Genomic DNA, 20,815 nt, shown 5'->3' with positions numbered 1-20,815 from the left:
GATGCGTCGCGCTCGCTTCGCGCTCCTCGCGATCGGCCTGCTGCTCGCCGGCGCGCCTGCGCACGCGCAGACCTACGATCCGAGCTATCCGGTCTGCATGCAGATCTACGGTCCCGTCGGCTATTTCGATTGCCGCTACACCTCTCTCGAGCAGTGCAGATTTTTAGCCCTCGGTCGGTCAGCGACGTGCGTGGCGAACCCGTATTTTGCGCAGAAGAAGCCCCCTCGCCACTCGCGGCGCGTCAATTAAATCGGGACTTCGATATGCGGCCCGCCTTGCGTTGAGCTTCCGACGCCACGCTCGGCAATCTGGTCGGCGAGACCGGCGCCGCCGCTGGCTCTGGATGATCGAACCCGTTCGGATGCTGCCCGAGATCCGGTGGCTTGAGGAGCCTCCTTAACCAGCCATCGTAACGATCAACGGTCCGCTTCGCGTGGCGATCACGGTGTGCTCGTATTGAACGGTCGGCGCCTCGGGGCTGCTGTAGAGCGTCCATGGATCATCGCCATCCTCTGCCCATTCCGCGCCAAGGGACAGGAACGGCTCGACGGTGAACACGAGGCCTTCGCTCATGATGCGGCGTTCGGAGCGGTCGGGCCACGTTGCGATCTCCGTCGGCTCCTGGTGGAGCGACAGGCCGACGCCGTGACTGGCAAGGTTCCTGACCAGGCTGTAACCGTTCTTCCGCGCAAAGGTCCCGATGGCCTGACCGATACCGGCAATCGGTTTGCCGGCTCCGACCTGCTGCAGGCCCGTCCACATCGCCCGCCGGCCGTCCCTGCAAAGACGTTCGACCGCGCGGGTTGCGGGTGGAACGGCGAATGAGGCTCCCGTATCCGCAAAGAAGCCGTTCTTCTCGGCTGACACGTCGATGTTCACGAGGTCCCCGCGCGCGATCCGCCGATCGCCGGGGATGCCATGAGCGATCTCCTCGTTCACGCTGATGCAGGTTGCGCCCGGAAAGTCGTAGGCCAGCTCCGGAGCCGAACGTGCACCGGCGGCCTCCAGCAGCGTTCGCCCGATCTGGTCGAGCTCGGAGGTGGACATGCCCGGCTCGAGCGCCTTTCCCATTGCCTCCAGGGTATTGGCGACAATGCGCCCGATCTCCTTCAGGCGCGCGAGGTCGTTGTCATCCGAGATTGTCATGTCATGCTCTTCCGAAAGCCGGGACATAGCCCTTGTGAAGGCAGCTTGCAAACGGAAGAGATCGTTTCCAAAACGCGTTCAGATCTCGTCGAGCAAGGTGCGGACTTTGGCAGCCAGGTCTTCGATAGAGAAGGGCTTGGGAAGCAGATGCTTGCCGGCATCGAGCACGCCATTGTGAACGATTGCATTGCGCGTGTAGCCGGTGGTGAACAGCACTTTCAGCGCCGGGTATCGTTTCGACAGCTCGGCCGCCAGCTCGGCGCCGGTCATGTCGGGCATGACGACATCCGTGAACAGCAGATCTGGAACGAAACCATTTTCGATCGTCCTGATCGCCTCTTTGGCGCTGGCTGCCTCGATGACGTTGTAGCCAAGTTCGCGCAGGCTTTCGGACGAAATGTTGCGGACGCGCTCGTCGTCTTCCACGACGAGAATGGTTTCGTTCTGATGGCTTGCACCGGCGGGTATTTCTTCCTGTGACAGAGCTGAGCCCGCCTCCTCGCCGGCGAAGCGTGGAAGGTAGATCTTCACGGTCGTGCCAACATCGACTTCCGAGTAAATTTTGACATGGCCGCCCGACTGCCGCACGAAACCGTAGACCTGACTGAGGCCGAGACCGGTGCCCCTGCCCACGACCTTGGTCGTGAAAAACGGATCGAACACCTTGCCCAGCACGTCGGCCGGAATTCCCGTGCCGTTGTCCGTCACGGCCACGAGAACGTACTGCCCGGGTGCGAGTGCATACTCGCGAGCATATTTTCGGTCTATCGAGACGTTGCTGGTTTCTACTGTCAGCCTGCCGCCCTTCGGCATGGCATCGCGCGCATTGACCGCGAGGTTGATCATCGCGCTTTCCAGCTGGGCCGGGTCTGCCTTGACCCGCCAGAGGCCAGCCGCCAGCACCGTCTCGAGGCGGATCAGCTCGCCCAGCGAGCGCTCGAGCAACTCGCTCATCCCGCCGACCATCTTGTTGATGTCCACGACCTCAGGCGCGAGCGGCTGTTGGCGCGAGAACGCGAGCAGCCTCTGCGTCAACGTGGCTGCGCGATTTGCACCGTCGATGGCGCCCTCGATGAAGCGGTCTATGCTGACCTCTCCCCTGCCGAGCCGCCGCTTGGCAAGATTCAGGCTGCCGAGAATCACGGCCAGCATATTGTTGAAGTCGTGGGCAATGCCGCCGGTCAACTGCCCGACGGCTTCCATCTTCTGGGATTGCCGCAATTGCTCTTCGGCCTTCATGCGCTCGGCAATTTCGTCGGCAACACGTTGCTCCAATCCGGCGTTGAGCGCCTCGAGCCGGGTCAAGAGCTGGGCGTTGTCGATAGCGGTGGCGGCATGGCCCGCAATACCAAGCAACGCGGACTCCTGCTCGGCTTGGAATTTACCCGTCTCGGCGTGACCGAAGAAAAGTCCGCCGAAAACTTCGCCGGTGCGCGAGATCACAGGGACCGCCAGGTAGGATCGGACCGGAAGATGGCCCTCGGGCATGCCTTTCCGCGGCGCGTTCTTGCCATAGCGGGGGTCCCGCAGGATATCGTCGGACCTCACCACGCCGGAGCCCTCGAAGGTCGGGCCAAAGACGGCTGTGTTACGCGGCATCGGAAAGTTTTCAAACGCGGATCGCGGCGCACCAGACAGCGAATACAGCATGTAGCTGCCGCCATCCGGCGCCAGAACGTTGTAGAAAAAGGCGCCGAATTGAGCACCGGTGAGTCCGACGCCGGCATCCGTCACGATCTGGACGATCTTGTCGAGGTCGCGTTCGCGAGAGACCGAGGCCCCGGTATCATTGAGTATTCTGAGATGACGCTCGGTTTTCTTTTGCGCGGTGATATCCAGAACCGTTCCGATGAACCGAACAGCTTGGCCGTTGGCAAAGATGGCTTGACCGGTCGCGGCGATCCAGCGTTCGACCCCATCCTCGATGCCAATGGTCCGGTATTCCATGTTGTAGTTTGCCGGCGCGTGCGGCGTCAGCGCCGCGGAGACGGCCTCGTGGGCGCGCTGCCTGTCTTCGGGATGAAGGCCCTTCAGGAACGACCCTTCATAGCTGACTTCGGCGTCCGGCGATAAACCGAACACCTCCTTGCAGCGGCTATCCCATCGAAGAACGTTGTTGACCGGGTCGTAGTCCCAGGTGCCGATACCAGCCGCCTTGTTTGCAAGCGTCAGTCGTTCGGCGGCCTCCCGCGCCGCCTGTTCCGATCGGACGCGCTCGATGTGGGCCCACGACCGTTCGGTCACTTCGGTGAGCAAGGCGAGTTCGCGCGGCGTCCACTGGTGCGGGCCCCGGTGATGGATCGCCATCAAGGCGGTGAGTTGCCCTTCTTTGACCAAGGGCATGCAAATCGTCGAACCGATCCCGATGTTCTGGAAAGTGGCGGCTTCCTCAGGCGCAAGCTCCTTCAAATTGTCATTGATGATCAGGGGCCTGCCGGCGCCGAGCTCTCGCACCGCCTTCTTCCCGAAGTCAGCCAGGCTGTAGTGACCAAGGATATGCACCGCGCCCGGCGCCGCCCAATCCCCGCGTATGGTGAAGCCGTCCTGGTCGGGATCCATATCGGCATAGGCACAGCTCGATACCTCGAGATGCTCGCCAAGCATCCTGGTCGTCACCGCCATCACGCCGTCGGCATCGCGGGTCCTGGCCGTCTCCTTGTTGAGTGCGTCCAGGAAAAGCAGCCGGGCTTCGTTCTCCCGCACGGCCGTCTCAGCACGGCGACGCTCAACGGCCGTGCGCGTACGCTCGGCAACATCGCGAATGAGCTCCAGCTCTTCGGGGCTCCATTCGCGCGGCCCGGCATTGTTCAAATACAGCAGCGCCACGACCCCATCGGCCTCCGAGATCGGCATGTTGACGAGCGCACGCGCAGAGATCGCCTCGAGAGCCTCGGCACGATCGCCGACGCGAGGGTCTTTTTCAGCATCGGCACAGATGACGGTCTCGCCCCGCTTGAGATCTTCGATGTAGCTGCCATAGTCGCGGAAGCGCAGCACGCCTGCGAGGCTCAGGATGCCCGGTGCGTTCCAGTCGCGGACAATGGTGATGGTCTCGGCTGAGGTGTCGACCGTGCCATAGCCCGCCCGGCTGACGTTCAGGCTGCGGCCGAGCAGTTCCGCCGCAGCATAGGCGAGATCGTCGGGATTGCTGATCTCTCGGATGAAGTCGCCGAGTGTGGCTAAGACGGAATTGCGATCGGCCGAGCGGATCCCGGTCGCTGTCGTCATTGGTCTTCCCCTGCCACGTTCCTAGCTCCACGAGGAGCTACTGCTTGATCGTCCCGCTGCTGTTCGCTTCGACCACAGGTAGCCCGCCTGACTTTCTGAGTGATGCAGCCGGGTCGCGCAAATTGTCTGCGCGATAACCGCATGATGGCATTTAGGTTCCTGTCGTCACCGTCCCCTCGGGAGATGCTGTTCTGCCTGCTCCCACATCGCCGCCAGATTGCCAATCCAGCCGTCGCGGACAGACCCGTGCGGATGCGCCACCGCAAGTTGTGGCTGCGCGGATCATCGTGTAACATCGATCTCTGCTTTTCACTGCGGGTGGTCCCCGTCGTTTCATGCTCGCCCGTAGTCTGCTTGTCCTGGCCTCGCTGATGCTTCCTGGCGCATTGCACGCCGAAGGGACGCCGGCCGAGAAGACTGGATTTGCATCCAGGCTGACGATCTATCTTGCCAAGGGACCACCAGACGCCTGCGGACCGGGCTGCGACCGCTGGATCGCCATCGAGGGCGATATCGACCAGGACGCTGCGCCGCGCATTCGCCGCTTCCTTGCCGGCGTCAAGGACACGCAGCGTCCGATCTACCTCTATTCACCGGGCGGAAACGTGGAGCAGTCCTATGTCATCGGGCGGTTGTTGCGCAGCCGCAAGGCGATCGGTCGGGTTGGCCGGACCATCGCGACGGCGTGCGCCGCGGGCACGCAGGTGGACGCCGCGTGCCTGAAAATAAAAAATACCGGCGGCGAGGTGGAAGCCGAACTCACCACTTACCATGCGATGTGCAACTCGGCCTGCGGCTACCTGTTTCTCGGAGCGACATCGCGCGAGGTCGCCCCCGACGCCGCGCTGGCGGTCCATAATTCCAGGCTGGTCCTTGCCTTTCACGGGCATCCGCCTCCGGCGGCGGTCGCGGAATACAGGCAGCGCCGGATGGCCAGGGCCGATCGCGATCGCGCTGCGTTCATCGCGGCGATGGGGATCAGCCGCGAGCTAGACGATCTGATCCGGACGGTGAAGTTCGAAAACCTGCACCTGCTGACGCGCGCCGAGCTCTATCGTTTCGGCATCGACACGCGTTCGCTTGCCGAAACGGCGTGGAAACTGGAAAAGGAAGCGCGCCCCTTCGCCCGCAAGTTCGCGATGCTGAAGGAGAACGGCGCTTCGTTCCGGCCTATGGAATGGCGTCTGTCCTGCGAAAGCGGAAAGCGCGTGCCGTTGACATTCGCGCGCGAGATCGACGAGACGGCCGTCGGCAAGACCACCATCCTGGTGACGGCGGACGCCGCTCCGGACAACGCGGCCGGAGGGTCTGCGTTGCGGACCGGAAAATACGAAGTCTGGCGTGGCAGCATCGATCCGGACATGCTCAAGGCGATACTGGCGTCCCGCTCCCTCCATGTCCGCGAAACCACGCTGTTACCCGACGACAAGGCGGACATCACGAAATTCGACATCGACTTGACGGGCCTGACGTCAGTGTGGCCGCAGCTTGCGGCGTCATGCGCGGCGGCGACGCCGGCTCCGAAGAGCCCGTGGCCGGCCATTCAGCAGCCGAACGCCAGCGTAACGCCCCCGGCCGCACCGTCGCCATGAGTCAACGTGGCGAAACTCGAACATCGCGCCGAAGGTCAGCTCCGCCAGGGAGTGTTGCGGATGCGCGTGCATGCGTTCGGCTTGTGAAATGTGGGGTCGTGATCTTCGATGTAATCGAAATTGACAGTCCCGAACGTGGTCTGCGGCTTCTTCAAGGCCGAGCAGGTTTGTACCTGAAGGAATTCGTTCTTGAAATCACCGCGCGGAAATGCGGTGGTCACCTGGTCGCGCTGCTCTGGCGAGTACTCGTCATAGCCAATCCCCACGACGTCGACCAACACACCCGCATTCGTGAGAGCGATGTCCGGCCGCATGTATTGTGGAATTCCGGGCGTCGTATGTAACGCGATCGCCTCCCAAACCAGATCGGCTTTTGGCTCGTCGATGCCGTGCCCCCTCAGAAATTCGCGGGCGGCATCGGCGCCATCAACTTCAAATCGCTTGGTCTGTGTATGGTAATGGTCGACAAGCCCGAGATCATGGAACAGCGCCGCGATGTAGAGCAGCTCGGAATCGAATTTCAGATTTTGCCGATGTCCCTTGATCGCGCCGAACACAAAGACGCGGACCGAGTGGTTGAACAACATGTCGTTTTCGTACTGGCGCACCAGCTCGGCGGCCTCCCGTGCGATCTTGCTGTCGGGAATCTTCACGCCGGAAATTGCGATGGTCATTTCAAGCTCCTGCCTTGAATCGCCGATATCTCAGGACATGCCGTCGCAGTCGATGGCATGTGTTTACCCTCTTGCCGTCCGGCACCGGGGTCAGGCTGCCATCTCTTTCGCGGCCTGTGGCGTATTTCGGAAGCTGATTGCCATGCGATTGTACGCATTCATCAGGCCGATCGCGATGGTGAGATCGACGAGCTCGCGCTCCTCGAAGACGGCGCGGGCAGCCTCGTAAGCTTGATCCGGGATGCCGGTGTCGGCCACACGGGTCACCGTTTCAGCCCATGCGAGGGCGGCACGCTCCCGCTCGTCGAAGAGATGACCGCCTTCCGCCCAGGCCTGCACCAGCGCGATCTTTTCGATCTTCTGTCCGCTCTTCAGCAGATCGCGCGTGTGCATGTCGAGGCAGTAGGCGCAATTGTTGATCTGCGAAATGCGCAGATAAACCAGAGTGACGAGCGTTGCAGGAAGATTGCTCTGCATGACATAGCCGTAAACGCCGCCGAGCGCTTTCATGCCTGCGGGTGCAATGCGGTCGTAGTCGAGACGCTTAGCCATTTTCATACTCCATGATCGGTTCTGTTCGGCGGCTGTCGCCATGTACTTCCGCCATGTACTTCCCTGCCCGATAAATGGCCCCGCCCTGGTCTACAAAAAAGCACCAAGAATGGACGAAAATCGTGTACCACGGGGGCATGGTCAAACCGCTGCAGCTGGAGCTCGATCGATCTGCGAAGACGCCATTGGCGGAACAAATCCGCAGAGGTATCGGAGCTGCCATCGAGAGCGGCGTGCTGGCTCCGGGAGCTCGTCTGCCCTCATGGCAGGATTTGGCGGCTCAGCTGGGCGTGGCGCGCGGCACCGTGCGATCGGCCTACGAAAAACTTTCCTCTGCGCAACTGATCGTCGCGTCGCGCGCGACCGGAACGCGTGTTGCGGATCGACCCGCCTTTACCCCTCGGCAGGAAGCCGCTCCCCACCCCGGCTCGTTCATGGAGATGTACCAGGAGCTCACTGCGGGACCGGCCGTTTTCCAAATGGGTGTGCCCGCTCACGAGACCTTTCCCGCCAAGCTCTTCTCGAGGATGCGCACGCGGGCGGTGCGCGCGGAAACCAGCGCACCGGCCATTTATCGGGATCCCCGCGGCGAGCTGGAATTGAGGCGCGACATTGCGGCATATCTCGCGCTGGCGCGGGGGATCGAATGTGCACCGTCGCAGATCATCATCACCGGCGGCTTCAGCAGCGGCCTCGGACTGGCACTGCGGGTTCTCGGCCTCGAGCAGAAGAAGGTCTGGATGGAGGACCCGGGCTTCCCCTTCACAAGACACGGCCTTGAGCTTGCAAGGTTGTCGATCAGGCCGATCCCGGTTGATGTAGACGGCATTGACGTCCGTTACGGCCTGAAACACGCTCCTGATGCTGCGTTGGTGGTCGTGACGCCAGGACAGCAGGCACCGCTTGGCTCCACCTTGTCGCTGGCAAGACGTTCATGTCTTCTCGACTGGGCAGCCCAGGAAGGGGTGTGGGTGATCGAGGACGACTATCTGAGCGAGCTTCAGCTGAGAGGGCGGGCCACACCGGCGCTCGCCTCTCTCGATCGTTTCGGGCGCGTGATTCACATCGGGTCGTTCAGCAAGACCCTGACTCCTGCCTTGCGGCTGGGCTTCGTCGTTGCACCCGCCTCTCTGGCATCCCGTTTTGCCGAGGTAGCGGCATGCCTCGCTCCGGCGCCCGGGCCCTCCGTACAGCTCGCAACCGCCGAATTCATCCGCGACGGCCACTATCTGCGGCATCTTCGACGCACGAAGCGGGCCTATGCCGCGCAAGGCGATGCGCTGCTGAAATATTTGAAGGCACGCGCCAAGGACGTTGCGAAGGACGTTGCGATCGCCGGATTGGCCGCGGTCCTGAGACTGCCGGACGGAACCTCCGACGTCGCGATCGCGAGGGAAGCAGCATCGTTTGGGTTGGCGCCCACGCCCCTGTCGCTATGGCATGCGTCCGCGGCCTCGGCGCGATCCGGCCTGTTGCTGGGCGTCGCCACATCTCCCCACAAGAGGATCGAGGCGTCCTGCGATCGGCTCCTTCAGATCATCGACCGTCATACGTGACGAGCTTCGACCCCATGTTTCCGCAATCTACACCGGCGTGTAGATCACGAGCTTCAGCGCCGGATCGTCATTGGCCTGAAAGCTCGTGTGCTCGAACCGGAGCACGCCCTTGGTCGGATGGTTCATGATCTTGAGGCCCGCGGCAGTGCTGCGGATCTCGTGCGCCTCCCACCATTTGACGAATTCCGGACTGCCCTGGCGCAGCCGCGTCAGCAATTCCGTAAAGGCGGGATCGCCGGCCCAGACGTCGTGAGTGGCGCGAAACATCGCGACCATGCTCTTGGCGATGTCAGCCCAGCCGGCACCGTAGAATTTTCGCGTCTGCTTGTTCGTCATGACCAGCAGCAGCGTGTTGCGGTCCTGCTCGGGCAATTGTCCGAACCCGAAGATCTCCTCGGCCGCCGCGTTCCAGGCCAGCACGTCCCAGCGCCGCCCCGTGACATAGGCCGGCTGCGCCAGGCTCTCGATCATCCGCCGAACGGGGGCGGCACGATCTCGCGCGTGAACGCGCGCCTATCGCCGTCGCGCGCAAGTGCCTTGAGATGGGCGTGCTCGGTCTTGCTGAGGCGCAACGCTCGCGCCAGCGCATCCACGGTGGTGACCGAGGGGCTGACGGTGCGGCCCTGCTCGAGGCGGATGTACCAGTCGACGCCGATACCGGCGAGCTGCGCCACCTCTTCGCGGCGCAGGCCCGCCGTGCGACGCCGCCGGCCCGCGGGAAGCCCGACCGTCTTCGGCGACAGCTTTTCGCGGCGGGACCTGAGGAAGTCGCCGAATTCGACGCGGCGTGGGTCGGCCATGGTGACGTGCCTCGATGGAGGGCTTGGGGAATACTAGGATAATACCAGGCCTTCCTGGGCCTGGAACGGCGGCGCATATGGGCTTCAACCCACTTTGAGGTGAGATCATGAAAGCTGCCGTATTGAAATCATTTGGATCGCCGCTTGCGATTGAGGAAGCCGCGGACCCTGTGCTCGGCACGGGCGAGGTCATCGTGGACGTCATCGCAACGCGGGTGCTGTCCTACATGAACGAGGTCTTCAGCGGGGCACGCAACTATGCCTTCGACCTGCCGATCATCCCGGGGCCAGGCGGCATCGGCCGGGTGCGCGCCATCGGCCCGGACGCAACCAAGCTCAGCGTTGGCGACTGGGTGTTCTGCGACCCGACGGTGCGCTCGCGCGACGACGCCGCAGCGCCCGACATTGCCCTGCAAGGACTCACTGCCCCCGGTGCCGGCGCCATGCGCCTGCAACAGCATTTTCGCCATGGCTCGTTCGCCGAGCAGATGCGGGTGCCGACGGAGAACGTCAAACGGCTTGGCACGATCGAGTCGGAGGACGCCACGCGATGGTGCGCGCTGGGGACGCTGCTGGTGCCCTATGGCGGCTTTCTCGCCGCCAGCCTTCAGCCCGGCGAGACCGTGCTGGTGAGCGGGGCCACCGGCAATTTCGGCAGCGCAGCCGTCTCGGTCGCGCTCGCGATGGGCGCGGCCTGCGTGGTCGCGCCCGGCCGCAACGACAAGATCTTGGCCGACCTCGTCCGCCGTTTCGGCGATCGCGTGAAGCCGGTCAAACTCTCCGGCAACGAGGATGACGACCGCGAGAGCATGAAGCGTGCGGCGCCCGGGCCGATCGACTGCGTGCTCGACATCATGCCGCCCTCGGTGAGCACGAATGTGGTGCGCGCGGCGATCATGACGGTGCGCCCCAATGGCCGCGTCGTGCTGATGGGTGGCGTCGGCATGGCCGGCGGCGCTGGCCTCGAGCTGCCCTACCCCTGGATCATGCGCAACTGCATCAGCATCCACGGCGTCTGGATGTATCCGCCGGATGCGGCAAGCCGCCTGATCGCGCTGGTGCGCGCGGGACTGCTGAGGCTGGAGGAGTACGAGGCCACGGCCTTCGACCTCGACCACGCCAATGAGGCGGTAGCCCATGCCGCAGCCAATGGCGGGCCGTTCAAATTGACGGTGATCCGGCCTTGAACCTCCCGGGAGCACCATTTTTTTCGTCAGTGCGCCCAAGCACTTGGCTACTGTGCATGGGGTTGTTTTCGCGGTTTTTACTCGAGCTCGACCACCTGGCCGTTCGACAGCGACACGCGGCGGTCCATCCGGCCGGCGAGCTCCATGTTGTGGGTCGCGATTAGCATCGAGACCTTGGTCGCCTTGACGAGCTGCATCAGGGCCTGGAAGACGTGGTCAGCGGTGTGCGGATCGAGATTGCCGGTCGGCTCGTCCGCAAACAGCACCCGCGGAGCATTGGCCACCGCGCGCGCGATTGCAACGCGCTGCTGCTCGCCGCCCGACAGCTCGGACGGACGGTGCGTGATGCGCTCGCCGAGGCCGAGATAGCCAAGGATCTCCTTGGCGCGCTTGACGCTCTCGGATTTCTTGAGGCCGCGGATCATCTGCGGCAGCATGACGTTCTCCAGCGCCGAGAACTCCGGCAACAGCCGGTGGGACTGGTAGACGAAGCCGATATCGGTGCGGCGAAGCTGGGTGCGCTCGATGTCGGGCAGTTGCGAGGTCGGCGCGCCATTGACGTAGACCTCGCCGGAATCGGGCGCTTCCAACAGACCCGCAATGTGCAGCAGCGTCGACTTGCCCGAGCCTGACGGCGCCACCAGCGCGACGGACTGGCCCGCCCACAGCGCGAGCTTGGCGCCGTCGAGGATCGTCAGCGGCACCTCGCCCTGCAAGTACTGTCGCTTTATCTCGTGGAGATAAATGACCGGTACATCTTCCGCCCCCTGCTGCTCCATCAGCCCCTCACTCGTACCGCAGCGCTTCGACGGGATCGAGGCGCGCGGCGCGCCAGGACGGATACAGCGTCGCCAGGAACGACAGCGTCAGCGCCATGATCACGACGGCCGAGGTCTCGCCGATGTCGATCTCGGCGGGCAGCTTCGACAGGAAATATAGCTCTGGCGAAAACAGTTCGGTGCTGGTCAGCCAGGACAGGAATTGCCTGATCGATTCGATGTTCAGGCAGATCACCAGCCCGACGATGAAGCCGACCATCGTACCGACCACGCCGATCGAGGCGCCCGTGATCAGGAAGATGCGCATGATCGAGCCTTGCGAGGCCCCCATGGTCCGCAGGATCGCGATGTCGCTGCCCTTGTCCTTCACCAGCATGATCAGGCCGGAAACGATGTTGAGCGCGGCGACCAGCACGATCATGGTGAGGATCAGGAACATCACGTTGCGTTCGACCTGGAGCGCGTTGAAGAAGGTCGAGTTGCGCTGCCGCCAGTCCACCAGAAACACCGGCCGGCCCGCCGCCTCCGTCACGGCCTGGCGGAACGCGACGATCTGATCCGGATTGGTGGTGAAGACCTCGATCGAGGTGACGTCGTTGCTGCGGTTGAAATAGGCCTGCGCCTCCGCGAGCGGCATGAACACGAAGCCGAGATCATACTCGGACATGCCGATCTCGAACACCGCGGCGATCTTGTACGGCTTGATGCGCGGTGTCGTGCCCATCGGCGTGACCGCGCCCTTAGGCGCCACCAGCGTGATGCTGTCGCCGGCGTGCAGCGACAGCTGGTCAGCGAGGCGCCGGCCGATCGCGACCCCCTGCCCGTCATCGAAGCCCTCGAGCGAGCCCTGCTTGATGTTCTTGGCGATCGAGGTGAGGTTGTTGAGGTCGTCGGAGCGGATGCCGCGCACCAGGACGCCGGAGGCGTTCCACGGCGATGACGCCAGCGCCTGGCCATCCACCACGGGCGCTGCGAGCCGAATGCCCTGGACCTGACTGAGGCGGTCGGCGACGTCCTTCCAGTCGGTCAGCGGCGATTCCAGCGGCTGGACCAGGATGTGGCCGTTGAGCCCGAGGATCTTGTCGAGCAACTCCTTGCGGAAGCCGTTCATGACGGCCATGACGATGATCAGCGTCGCCACGCCCAGCATGATCCCGAGGAAGGAGAACCCGGCGATGACCGAGATGAATCCCTCCTTGCGGCGCGCCCGTAAGTAACGCGCCGACAGCATCCACTCGAATGGCGCAAAAGGCGCGGTTTGAACAGTTTCGGTCATGGTCTCATCCATCGCTCGATAGTCCCATGATTCGGGGTCAAATGTGGCCGGATTGGCGGCCGCGATCTCGGGCGATGAACAATATTCAGCCGACCAGCCTTATCAGCCCACAAGTCTTGCGACCGCGTCCGCAGGCGACATGATCTCGCGGGCGCCGTCACTTCGCCGCTTGAGCTCGACGTTGCCGTCGGCGAGCCCTTTCGGCCCGATCATGATCTGCCACGGAATGCCGATCAGGTCGGCGGCGGCGAATTTGGCTCCGGCGCGCTGGTCGGTGTCGTCGTAGAGCACGTCGACGCACTTGGCGGACAGCTCCGCATAGAGCTTCTCGCAGGCCGCATCGACCGCGGCATCGCCCTGCTTGAGGTTGAGAATCGACACGCGGAACGGGGCAACGGCCTCCGGCCATTTGATGCCGGCATCGTCATGGCAGGCCTCGATAATGGCGCCGAGCAGGCGCGAGACGCCGACGCCGTAGGAGCCGCCGTGGATCGGCACGTCGACACCGTGGGGGCCTGCCACCAGCGCCTTCATCGCCTCGGAATACTTCGTGCCGAAATAGAAGATCTGCCCGACCTCGATACCGCGGGTGTTCACCCGCTTGTCCGCGGGCACTTCCTGCTCGAAGCGCGCGGCGTCGTGAACGTCTTCCGTCGCCGCATAGACCGAGGTCCATTGCTTGATGATCGGCGTCAAATCGCTCTCATAGTCGACGTCCTCGCCCGGCACCGGCAGGTCCAGCACGTCGCGATTGATGAACACGCCGGATTCGCCGGTCTCGGCCAGCACAATGAACTCATGACTGAGATCGCCGCCGATCGGGCCGGTCTCGGCGCGCATCGGGATCGCCTTCAGCCCCATCCGCGCGAAGGTGCGCAAATACGCGACGAACATCTTGTTGTAGGCGACGCGCGCCGCGGCCTCGTTGAGGTCGAATGAATAGGCGTCCTTCATCAGGAACTCGCGGCCGCGCATCACGCCGAAGCGCGGACGCTGCTCGTCGCGGAATTTCCATTGAATATGATAGAGATTCAGCGGCAGGCTCTTGTAGGACTTCACATAGGCGCGGAAGATCTCGGTGATCATTTCCTCGTTGGTCGGGCCATACAGCAGCTCACGCTTGTGCCGGTCGGCGATGCGCAGCATCTCGGGGCCATAGGCATCGTAGCGGCCGCTCTCGCGCCAGAGGTCGGCGAGCTGGAGCGTCGGCATCAACAGTTCCAGCGCGCCGGAGCGGTCCTGCTCCTCGCGCACGATCTGCTCGATCTTCTTCAAGACGCGGAAGCCGAGCGGCAGCCAGGCATAGATGCCGGCGGCCTCCTGCCGGATCATGCCGGCACGCAGCATCAGCCGATGCGAGACGATCTCCGCCTCTTTCGGATTTTCCTTCAGAATGGGCAGAAAGAACCGCGACAACCGCATGGCAATACTCGAGGAATCAGTGATGACTTGCAGTGAAACCGGATTGGGAGCCAAAACACAAGACCGGGAATGAGGAAAACCCGCTAACACAGCGGAATTCCTGTCATTTTTCCGTCGACTTCAGATTCGACGTGATGTGCCGAAGAGCCCGATTCAGGGCGCCGCCACCTCAAGCTCGTCCTCCAGAGTGATCTTCTCGAAATCGCTCACCAGCGCGTCGATCCGCACATGCCAGCGGCCCGCAAAGGGCAGCTCGACCTTGCGCACGTGCCAGTAGCTGTCCGGCCCGAGCGAGGCGTTCCGCTCCATCGGCTCGATGCCGCGTTCGGGCAGGCTCAGCGTCAGCGTCACCTCCTTGGCCTCCAGCACCGCCCCCTCGCCAGTGATGAGCTGCAGCACGAAATCGTCGATACCCGCCTTACCCGGCGAGACCAGGATCTGAAACATCGCCCTGTCGGTGTGGATGTGGATCGCCAGCGGGGTCTCCGGAACGATCGTCCGCGGCGGCGGCGTGAAGCGCCAGCCGGCGACCACGGCGAAGATGCCGAGCGCGATGGCGCATTCGATCACGATCGAGCGCTTCAGGGCCGGCGCAGCCTTGTGATCTCCCGCGAGCGCCGGGGTCAGGCGGAAGCGGTTGAGCGCGGCAAGCGCCAACAGCACGAGGACCAGCGCGAGCTTGATCGAGAGGATGAGCCCGTAGCGGGTCTCGACCAATGCAGACGGATCCTCAAGCTGGACGATGGCGAGCGCGAGGCCGGTCAATGCGAGAACACCAACGACCGGCGCGGCGAGGCGAGAGAAGCGGTTCACGACAGGCAATGCCACGGCGGGCCGCTTCGATAACAGGGCGACCAGCGGTGCGAGGGCTCCAATCCAGAAGGCAACACCAAGACCATGGAGAAAGATTGCCGGCCGGGTCAACAGTTCGGGCGGTGCCGTAGCGGCGTGCCCGGTCATTGCCAGCGACAAGCCGACGCCGACGAAGGCAATAATGGCCAGAGCGCGCGCGCACCACGCGCTGCCTAGCGCCAGCAATGCGAACAGCATTGCAGCGACGGCCACGAGCAAGGCGGGGCCCGCGCTGGTCCCGAATGCCACTTTCCAGGGAGCCATCGTCGCGAGAGCCGACAACGGTAGCCCGAGGAGATCAAGCCCCAACACGCCAAGGGACACCACCGCGCTCGGGAGACCGATGGCGAGCGCCACGCACGGAACAGTTATGCCGGTCATCGACCACGCAACCCACCGTGCAAAGAAAACGCCGCCGACGCCGACGAACACGCCAAGATAGAGACCGACCCGCGCCAGCCAGATCAGCACGTTCAATCCGCCATCGGCGTTTGCGGGAGGTTGCGTCCCCGTCGGCGTGCCTATCGAGAAGATCACCGATCCAACGACGGGATGGCCATCCTGCGAGATCACGCGATAGCTGACGACGGCCGTGCCCTGCGGCAGGTCCGCCGGCATCGCAACCGAGATGGTCTCGCCCGATGCGCTGACGCGCACGTCATCCCGCGCCCTGCCTGCGCCGTCGATCAGCCGGATCGCGCCCGGCGTCACTGTCTCGTTGAAACGCAACTCCACCGCCTTCGGCGCGCTCGCGAGCATGCTGCCGCTCGCCGGCTCGACCGCGACCAGCGCCGCGTGCGCCGAAGCGCCGGTCGCGAAACCGACAACGAGGAGCAGCGTCGCGACCGCGGCGAGCAGGCGCATCAGGGTTTTGGCAGGAGTTTTACGCCTGGCGCCGGCGATTTGCTCTCATGCGAATGCCCTGCCCCCTCCGCTGGAATTTCGATCCAGCGACTGAGGCCGGTCTCGCATTCCTGGACGACGGGGAAGTACAGGATCGTGTTCGGCTTGAGCGTGTCGGTCAGGGCCGTGTGCATGACGAACTCGTCATAGTTCTTGTCCGGCAGCTTGCCGCCGGACCAGGTCACCTCCTTGACGCCGGAGGAGAGCTTGTTGCCGTGATAGTCGTATTCGCTGGCGTATTTGCCCTCGACCACGTCAACACTCCAGCCCGCCTTCGGCATCGGTTTCACCGCGATCACGCCTTCCGGGATCTGCACCCGGATTTTCACCGTGGGCGAGCCCGCGCAACCGTGCGGGACGGCGAAGACGGCCTTGTACGATCCCCCCACTGTCGCCTGCTTGCCTTCGAGGAAGACGTGCGCAGTCGCTGGCGTTGCCGCAAATACGCCCAGAAAGATCAGCCAGGTTCGCTTCGACATATTGAGTCTCCCGAAGGTCCAGATCACGCTGGTCACATCTTCATTCCCGAATGATCAGGCATTTTCTTCATCATGTGCCCACTGTCGCCGGGCGCCTGCGCGCCGACGCCTTGGACGTCGAGGGAGACGGCGACCTTGCCGGCCTTCTCGAACTGAAGCGTCACCGGCACCTTGTCGCCCTGCTTGAAGGGACCCTTCAGCTCCTGAAGCATCAGGTGGTAGCCGCCGGGGGCGAACTTCACCGTCTTGCCGGGATCAATCACGAGCCCCTTGTCGAGCAGGCGCATCTTCATCACGCCATTGTCCATCGCCATCTCGTGGACCTCAGCCTTCCCCGCGATATCGGCGGAAACGCTGACCAGCTTGTCTGCCACGGTGCCCTTGTTCTCGATGGTCAGATAGCCGCCGGCCACCTTGGCTCCGCCTGGTGTCGCCCGGCTCCACGCCTGCGAGATGACGAGATCGCCGGCCTTGATGTCCTCGGCCTGCGCGGCGGCACAGGCGGTCAGCAACAGTGAAATTGCAAGGAGAGTTCGTCCGATAGTCTTCATGTTGATTGCCTCTTTCGCGATTGATCGGGCCGAGAATGGCCCTGCATTCTTCCACAACGACCTTCCGTCAGCATCGGCATTCGGAATGCCGGCCTGCCGCGGGCCGAATATAGGCCCAAGCGCCCATTTGCACGTCACCATCGATACCTCATTCCAGCGTACACTGCCCGTCCCGTGCCCGGCTCAAACAATGCTGACGTCGCCGTCGCTCGATCGATGATGCTCGCGCTGGCTGTGTAGGTCTTGTTGGTGAGATTACGCCCCTCGATGTAGGCAGACATCGGGCCACCATTGTCGAAGCCGGCTTTCAATCCCAACAGGGCGTAAGGCTCTGTCGTCAGCGTGTTCATGCTGTCGACGAAGTAGGCCTGTGGCACCCATTCGACGTTGGGTCCAACATAGAAACCGGAAGGGTGCTTGTAGAGAAGCTCCGCCCGCAGGTAGTGAGTTGGAGCTCCCGGCAATCGATTGTTTCCGAAGGTCGGATCTTTGTCGAAGCGGAAGTCGTTGAAGGAATAGGCGACATTCAGCCAGACCTTGTCCGGCGCAGGGCCATTGACGAAGATGTCACGAAGGATTGCTGCGCTCGCGCCGGCCTCGATGCCTTGATGAAAGGTGCGGTCGGCATTGGTCACATTGCAATTGCCGAAAGTACTATAGAGGCATTGCAATTCGTCGCGAATGTTGGCCCGGTAGGCCGTCAGTTCCCAGGCATAATCAGATCGCTTCATGCGAGTCCCGATTTCGTACGTGGTCGCAATCTGCGGGCGGATGCTGGTGAACGGGATCGTCGGAATGCCGAGACCAATCGCGCTTTCGCCGAAGCTCGGCACCTCGGCACTCCGCGAGACATTGGCGAAGGCTTGCCAGGCCGGATCAATTTGCCACAACACACCGCCTTTCGGCGACCAGAGATTAAAGCGCGTTGCCCCCGATTGATCCCCGTCGCTGATGAAGCGATCCTGCCGATTGCGGGTCGCGTACAGAAATTGCGTGCCGCCGATCAGCGCAAGATTTGGAAGGACGTAGAAGCTGTCCTCGACATAGGCGGAAATATTCTCCGACCGATCGATCGAGGAAGAAAGCAGTGCGCCCTTCTGCCCGCCAATGTTGGCGAACTGCTGGTTGTCAATGCTGCCGTTCAGCACATTGACGCCTGCGACCAACTTGTTGCGGAAGCCGCCAATGGTGCGGTCATCCGTGATCTTCGCGAATCCGCCGTAGTCCTTGTAACGGTAGTCCAGCCACTGGAAGATCGGATGCATCAAATGGCGATCGACGCCAAAGGCGCCGAATTCGACTTTGGTGTCATCGAAACGAACGGTGGTTTTGTTGGCGAGCCTGACAGTATCGATATTGCGCTGCTGATCCATCGCAACATTCGCGGGTGCAGCAGCTTCCGGATCGGTCAAAGCGGACATCTTGGTCACGGTACCCGGAATTCGCTGCCGCACCTCGTTGGCATTGAGGTAGAACCGTGTCTCGACATCCGCGGAGAACTGATAGCCCACATTACCGCTCAAGCGGTTGCTCGAGCCGAAGCTGTGATCGCGAAATCCGTCTGCGGCCTGCGTGGAAGCGGTCACGAAGCCGTCCCACGGACCGTTGACGCCTCCTGCGTTCGCCTGAAGTCGTTTGTAGCCGAATCCTCCGACATCGAAGGACACACCATGCGGAAACGAGTCGCGGCCGGTCGGGGTCACGAAGTTGATCGCGCCTCCCAGCGAATTGGCGCCGAACTGAAGCGCGTTGCCGCCCTTGAAGACTTCAACATATTTGTAGGCGCTCGGATCGATCTCCTGGAAATCGCCATAGCCATCCGCAGTGTTGATCGGAATGCCGTCCATATAGAGCTGCACACCGCGCAGATGAAAATTGCGCGACAGGCCGGACCCACGAATCGAAAGGCGGGTGTCGTCGCCCCATTTGGGCTGGGCGTACACGCCGGGCACGTAATCCAGAACATCCTTGATCGTGTTGGACGGCGTCGAGTTCCTGTACGCCTCGGCCGACACGAGCGCCACGCCGCCCGGGTCTGGTCAATTTCCGCCAGCGCTTGTTGAGCAGTCAGAACCGTCAGGGCACCCGGAGCCCCTGCACTCTGGTCGCTCACGGTTTCCTGCGGTGATGGGGTCGTTCGCAGGCTTCGGGTGATGCGGGCCGATCGCGCAGAATTGCGTGGCGGTCGGACCGCCGGCGTACGCTTCTGGTGAGGCGCCTCAACCGTGATCGGCGGCAGCACTGCGCTGCTGTCTTGGGCAAAGGCTCCGCTCGACGACGCAAGCAGCGCGGCCTGAATGGCAACGACGCTCACGCCAAGGCGGGCATGACAACGTAACATGGGGCATTCCTGACGCCGGGCTTTCTCTCCGGCCATTCGACAGCATCAATCGCCTGCGGCGGACCGCGGCGATCACGAGAGTCGTCAGGAAAATTGAGGCGGGGCGCGCGCCTGGGCGTTTGTACCCTTATGGGCCGCGCCGGCGAATGCCTCCGCCGCGTGCCACACCACGCGCTGGGCGTGGCGCAAGGGAACGGAGAGTGCGGCGTGCGGCGGCGATCGGGCGACGCGCCCACCTGCGCCAGGCAACAGAGGGCACACGTACCGGCATGTGCGACCGGCGTACCCGCCGGATCGTTCAGCCCGCCTTGCTCGCCTGCGCTGTGGCAGATGACGGCGGCGGACAGCGGATCGGCCACGGCCTGGCCGGCCGCCAGACAGGCGGCAATCGGCGCCAGCACCTGCATCACTAGGGCAAGCAGGACCAGAGGTAGGAATTTTTGCAGCCGTGCGCGCATCCGCCGAACCGTTTGTTCGTCTACTAACTAAACACCGGCGGATGGCCAAGTCGAGCCCGGTTCCGCCGCCTTCTTGGTCCCGCGCAAATTCCCCGGAACTGTGGTCCGGCCGGCCCAAGGGAGGGGACCTCCGGGATTTGAGGCAGTCGAGACCTGGCCCATCCACAGATTTCTTATATTTGTCATACACTTATGCGGCCGGCCGCCCGATCATTTCGTCAATTGCTCGAATTTTGAACATTCGTTGCCGAAAATGATGACAAGTGAGAAAAGTTGATCTAGCATCCTTTTGCTCAGGCTGGCCGCGAGGTCGAAGTCTGGTGGTCCAAGTCTCGGGAGGAGCCCCTGACGCGCAAAATGCAGCGTCGCCCCGCCAATCAAGATCAAATCTTAGAATCGGGGATAATAGGGTCGACACAATTTTCGAGCGGGGCTAGGGCCCCGCTCTTTTTTTGTCTGCGGGGCTAAAGCACCGATGAATCCTTCTCCCAATCCGATCGAACAGAGCTTTGAACTTGCAGCCTCGCGCTGCATCGATCTCACGCCACTCGTCTATCAGCGGCTGTTCGAGCAGCATCCCGAAACCCGGGCGATGTTCCGCACGCTAGGCAGCGAGATCGTGATGGGATCGATGCTCGCACTCACGATCGAGGCGATTCTCGACTTCGCCGGTGATCGCCGCGGGCAATTCCGGCTGATCACATGCGAGGTCGTATCGCACGATGGCTACGGCACGCCGCGCGAGCTGTTCATCGCCTTCTTCGCCGTCATCAGGGATACGCTGCGCGATCTTCTCCGCGATGAATGGTCGCCGGGCATGGCGCAGGCATGGGACCGATTGCTCATCGAGATCGACGCGTTCGCCGCCGTACAGGCCTGACGCTTTGCGCTGCACCAACACGAGCTCGCGGCGACCCCGCCGTTGATTGCGGATTGAGTGGCACCAACTCTTGTGAGACACTTTCGAACATCGGTCGCGCAATCAATGACGCGCCGAGATAGAATTGTATGGGAGCGA

At 62.9% G+C, this 20,815-nt stretch carries 16 protein-coding genes and 2 pseudogenes; 5 read left to right on the top strand and 13 right to left on the bottom strand.

Features of this window, described 5'->3' with window-relative positions; all coding sequences use genetic code 11:
* The first annotated feature begins 1 nt into the window (after nt 1).
* Entirely contained in the window at nt 2-250 is a 249-nt protein-coding gene (locus AB3L03_RS36175) for a DUF3551 domain-containing protein (protein ID WP_018455048.1), read from the top strand.
* Nucleotides 251-397: 147 nt separating this feature from the next.
* Here the strand turns inward: AB3L03_RS36175 and map are convergent, their stop codons facing one another.
* Together map and AB3L03_RS36165 are read right to left on the bottom strand one after the other, a co-directional pair.
* Entirely contained in the window at nt 398-1,147 is a 750-nt protein-coding gene (map, locus tag AB3L03_RS36170) for a type I methionyl aminopeptidase (protein ID WP_204511325.1), read from the bottom strand.
* 78 nt (nt 1,148-1,225) lie between these two features.
* Nucleotides 1,226-4,375: a GAF domain-containing protein gene (locus tag AB3L03_RS36165; RefSeq protein WP_368507983.1), complete on the bottom strand. Its 3,150-nt coding sequence runs from the start codon at nt 4,373-4,375 to the stop codon at nt 1,226-1,228.
* A gap of 605 nt (nt 4,376-4,980) precedes the next feature.
* Here AB3L03_RS36165 and AB3L03_RS36160 point away from each other — a divergent pair.
* Nucleotides 4,981-5,967: a hypothetical protein gene (locus AB3L03_RS36160; protein WP_247385798.1), complete on the top strand. Its 987-nt coding sequence runs from the start codon at nt 4,981-4,983 to the stop codon at nt 5,965-5,967.
* Between the two features lie 35 nt (nt 5,968-6,002).
* On the opposite strand, the gene AB3L03_RS36155 is transcribed toward AB3L03_RS36160, so the two are convergent.
* Nucleotides 6,003-6,641: an HD domain-containing protein gene (locus AB3L03_RS36155; protein WP_247370280.1), complete on the bottom strand. Its 639-nt coding sequence runs from the start codon at nt 6,639-6,641 to the stop codon at nt 6,003-6,005.
* Nucleotides 6,642-6,731: 90 nt separating this feature from the next.
* On the bottom strand, nt 6,732-7,193 hold the full coding sequence (locus tag AB3L03_RS36150) for a carboxymuconolactone decarboxylase family protein (protein ID WP_085353296.1): 462 nt from the start codon (nt 7,191-7,193) through the stop codon (nt 6,732-6,734).
* Nucleotides 7,194-7,330: 137 nt separating this feature from the next.
* Between AB3L03_RS36150 and AB3L03_RS36145 the strand changes: the two genes are divergently transcribed.
* Complete coding sequence (locus AB3L03_RS36145) at nt 7,331-8,749, top strand: PLP-dependent aminotransferase family protein (protein WP_085384787.1); 1,419 nt, start codon at nt 7,331-7,333, stop codon at nt 8,747-8,749.
* Between the two features lie 27 nt (nt 8,750-8,776).
* Here AB3L03_RS36145 and AB3L03_RS36140 read toward each other — a convergent pair.
* Nucleotides 8,777-9,549, bottom strand: a pseudogene (locus tag AB3L03_RS36140) (helix-turn-helix transcriptional regulator).
* 107 nt (nt 9,550-9,656) lie between these two features.
* Here AB3L03_RS36140 and AB3L03_RS36135 point away from each other — a divergent pair.
* Nucleotides 9,657-10,736 (top strand): zinc-binding dehydrogenase, encoded by a 1,080-nt coding sequence (locus AB3L03_RS36135; RefSeq protein WP_368507982.1) that lies wholly within the window; start codon nt 9,657-9,659, stop codon nt 10,734-10,736.
* Between the two features lie 77 nt (nt 10,737-10,813).
* Here AB3L03_RS36135 and AB3L03_RS36130 read toward each other — a convergent pair whose 3' ends face one another.
* The 8 genes and pseudogenes from AB3L03_RS36130 to AB3L03_RS36095 all read right to left on the bottom strand — a co-directional run bounded on the left by AB3L03_RS36130 (nt 10,814) and on the right by AB3L03_RS36095 (nt 19,746).
* The gene (locus AB3L03_RS36130; protein ID WP_018455056.1) at nt 10,814-11,515 is read right to left on the bottom strand and encodes an ABC transporter ATP-binding protein; all 702 of its coding nucleotides are present in this window, start codon (nt 11,513-11,515) and stop codon (nt 10,814-10,816) included.
* Nucleotides 11,516-11,522: 7 nt separating this feature from the next.
* The gene (locus AB3L03_RS36125) at nt 11,523-12,803 is read right to left on the bottom strand and encodes a lipoprotein-releasing ABC transporter permease subunit (RefSeq protein ID WP_007603606.1); all 1,281 of its coding nucleotides are present in this window, start codon (nt 12,801-12,803) and stop codon (nt 11,523-11,525) included.
* Between the two features lie 90 nt (nt 12,804-12,893).
* Complete coding sequence (gene proS / locus AB3L03_RS36120) at nt 12,894-14,213, bottom strand: proline--tRNA ligase (protein ID WP_368507981.1); 1,320 nt, start codon at nt 14,211-14,213, stop codon at nt 12,894-12,896.
* Nucleotides 14,214-14,366: 153 nt separating this feature from the next.
* On the bottom strand, nt 14,367-15,929 hold the full coding sequence (locus AB3L03_RS36115) for a copper resistance CopC/CopD family protein (protein ID WP_368507980.1): 1,563 nt from the start codon (nt 15,927-15,929) through the stop codon (nt 14,367-14,369).
* Nucleotides 15,929-16,447 (bottom strand): YcnI family protein, encoded by a 519-nt coding sequence (locus AB3L03_RS36110; RefSeq protein ID WP_162496494.1) that lies wholly within the window; start codon nt 16,445-16,447, stop codon nt 15,929-15,931. The genes AB3L03_RS36115 and AB3L03_RS36110 overlap by 1 nt, the downstream gene beginning before the upstream one ends.
* A gap of 32 nt (nt 16,448-16,479) precedes the next feature.
* The gene (locus AB3L03_RS36105) at nt 16,480-16,998 is read right to left on the bottom strand and encodes a copper chaperone PCu(A)C (RefSeq protein WP_085353308.1); all 519 of its coding nucleotides are present in this window, start codon (nt 16,996-16,998) and stop codon (nt 16,480-16,482) included.
* 134 nt (nt 16,999-17,132) lie between these two features.
* Nucleotides 17,133-19,339: pseudogene (locus AB3L03_RS36100) on the bottom strand (TonB-dependent receptor family protein).
* On the bottom strand, nt 19,309-19,746 hold the full coding sequence (locus tag AB3L03_RS36095) for a DUF2946 family protein (RefSeq protein ID WP_368509114.1): 438 nt from the start codon (nt 19,744-19,746) through the stop codon (nt 19,309-19,311). Before AB3L03_RS36095 ends, AB3L03_RS36100 begins: the two are co-directional and overlap by 31 nt.
* 526 nt (nt 19,747-20,272) lie before the next feature.
* Here AB3L03_RS36095 and AB3L03_RS36090 point away from each other — a divergent pair.
* A complete protein-coding gene (locus AB3L03_RS36090) occupies nt 20,273-20,677 on the top strand; it encodes a globin (protein ID WP_085353314.1) in 405 nt (134 codons plus the stop codon).
* The last annotated feature ends 138 nt before the right edge of the window (nt 20,678-20,815 follow it).

This window comes from Bradyrhizobium lupini (assembly GCF_040939785.1).
Lineage (GTDB): Bacteria > Pseudomonadota > Alphaproteobacteria > Rhizobiales > Xanthobacteraceae > Bradyrhizobium > Bradyrhizobium canariense_D.
This window is presented reverse-complemented; position numbering and strand designations above follow the sequence as displayed.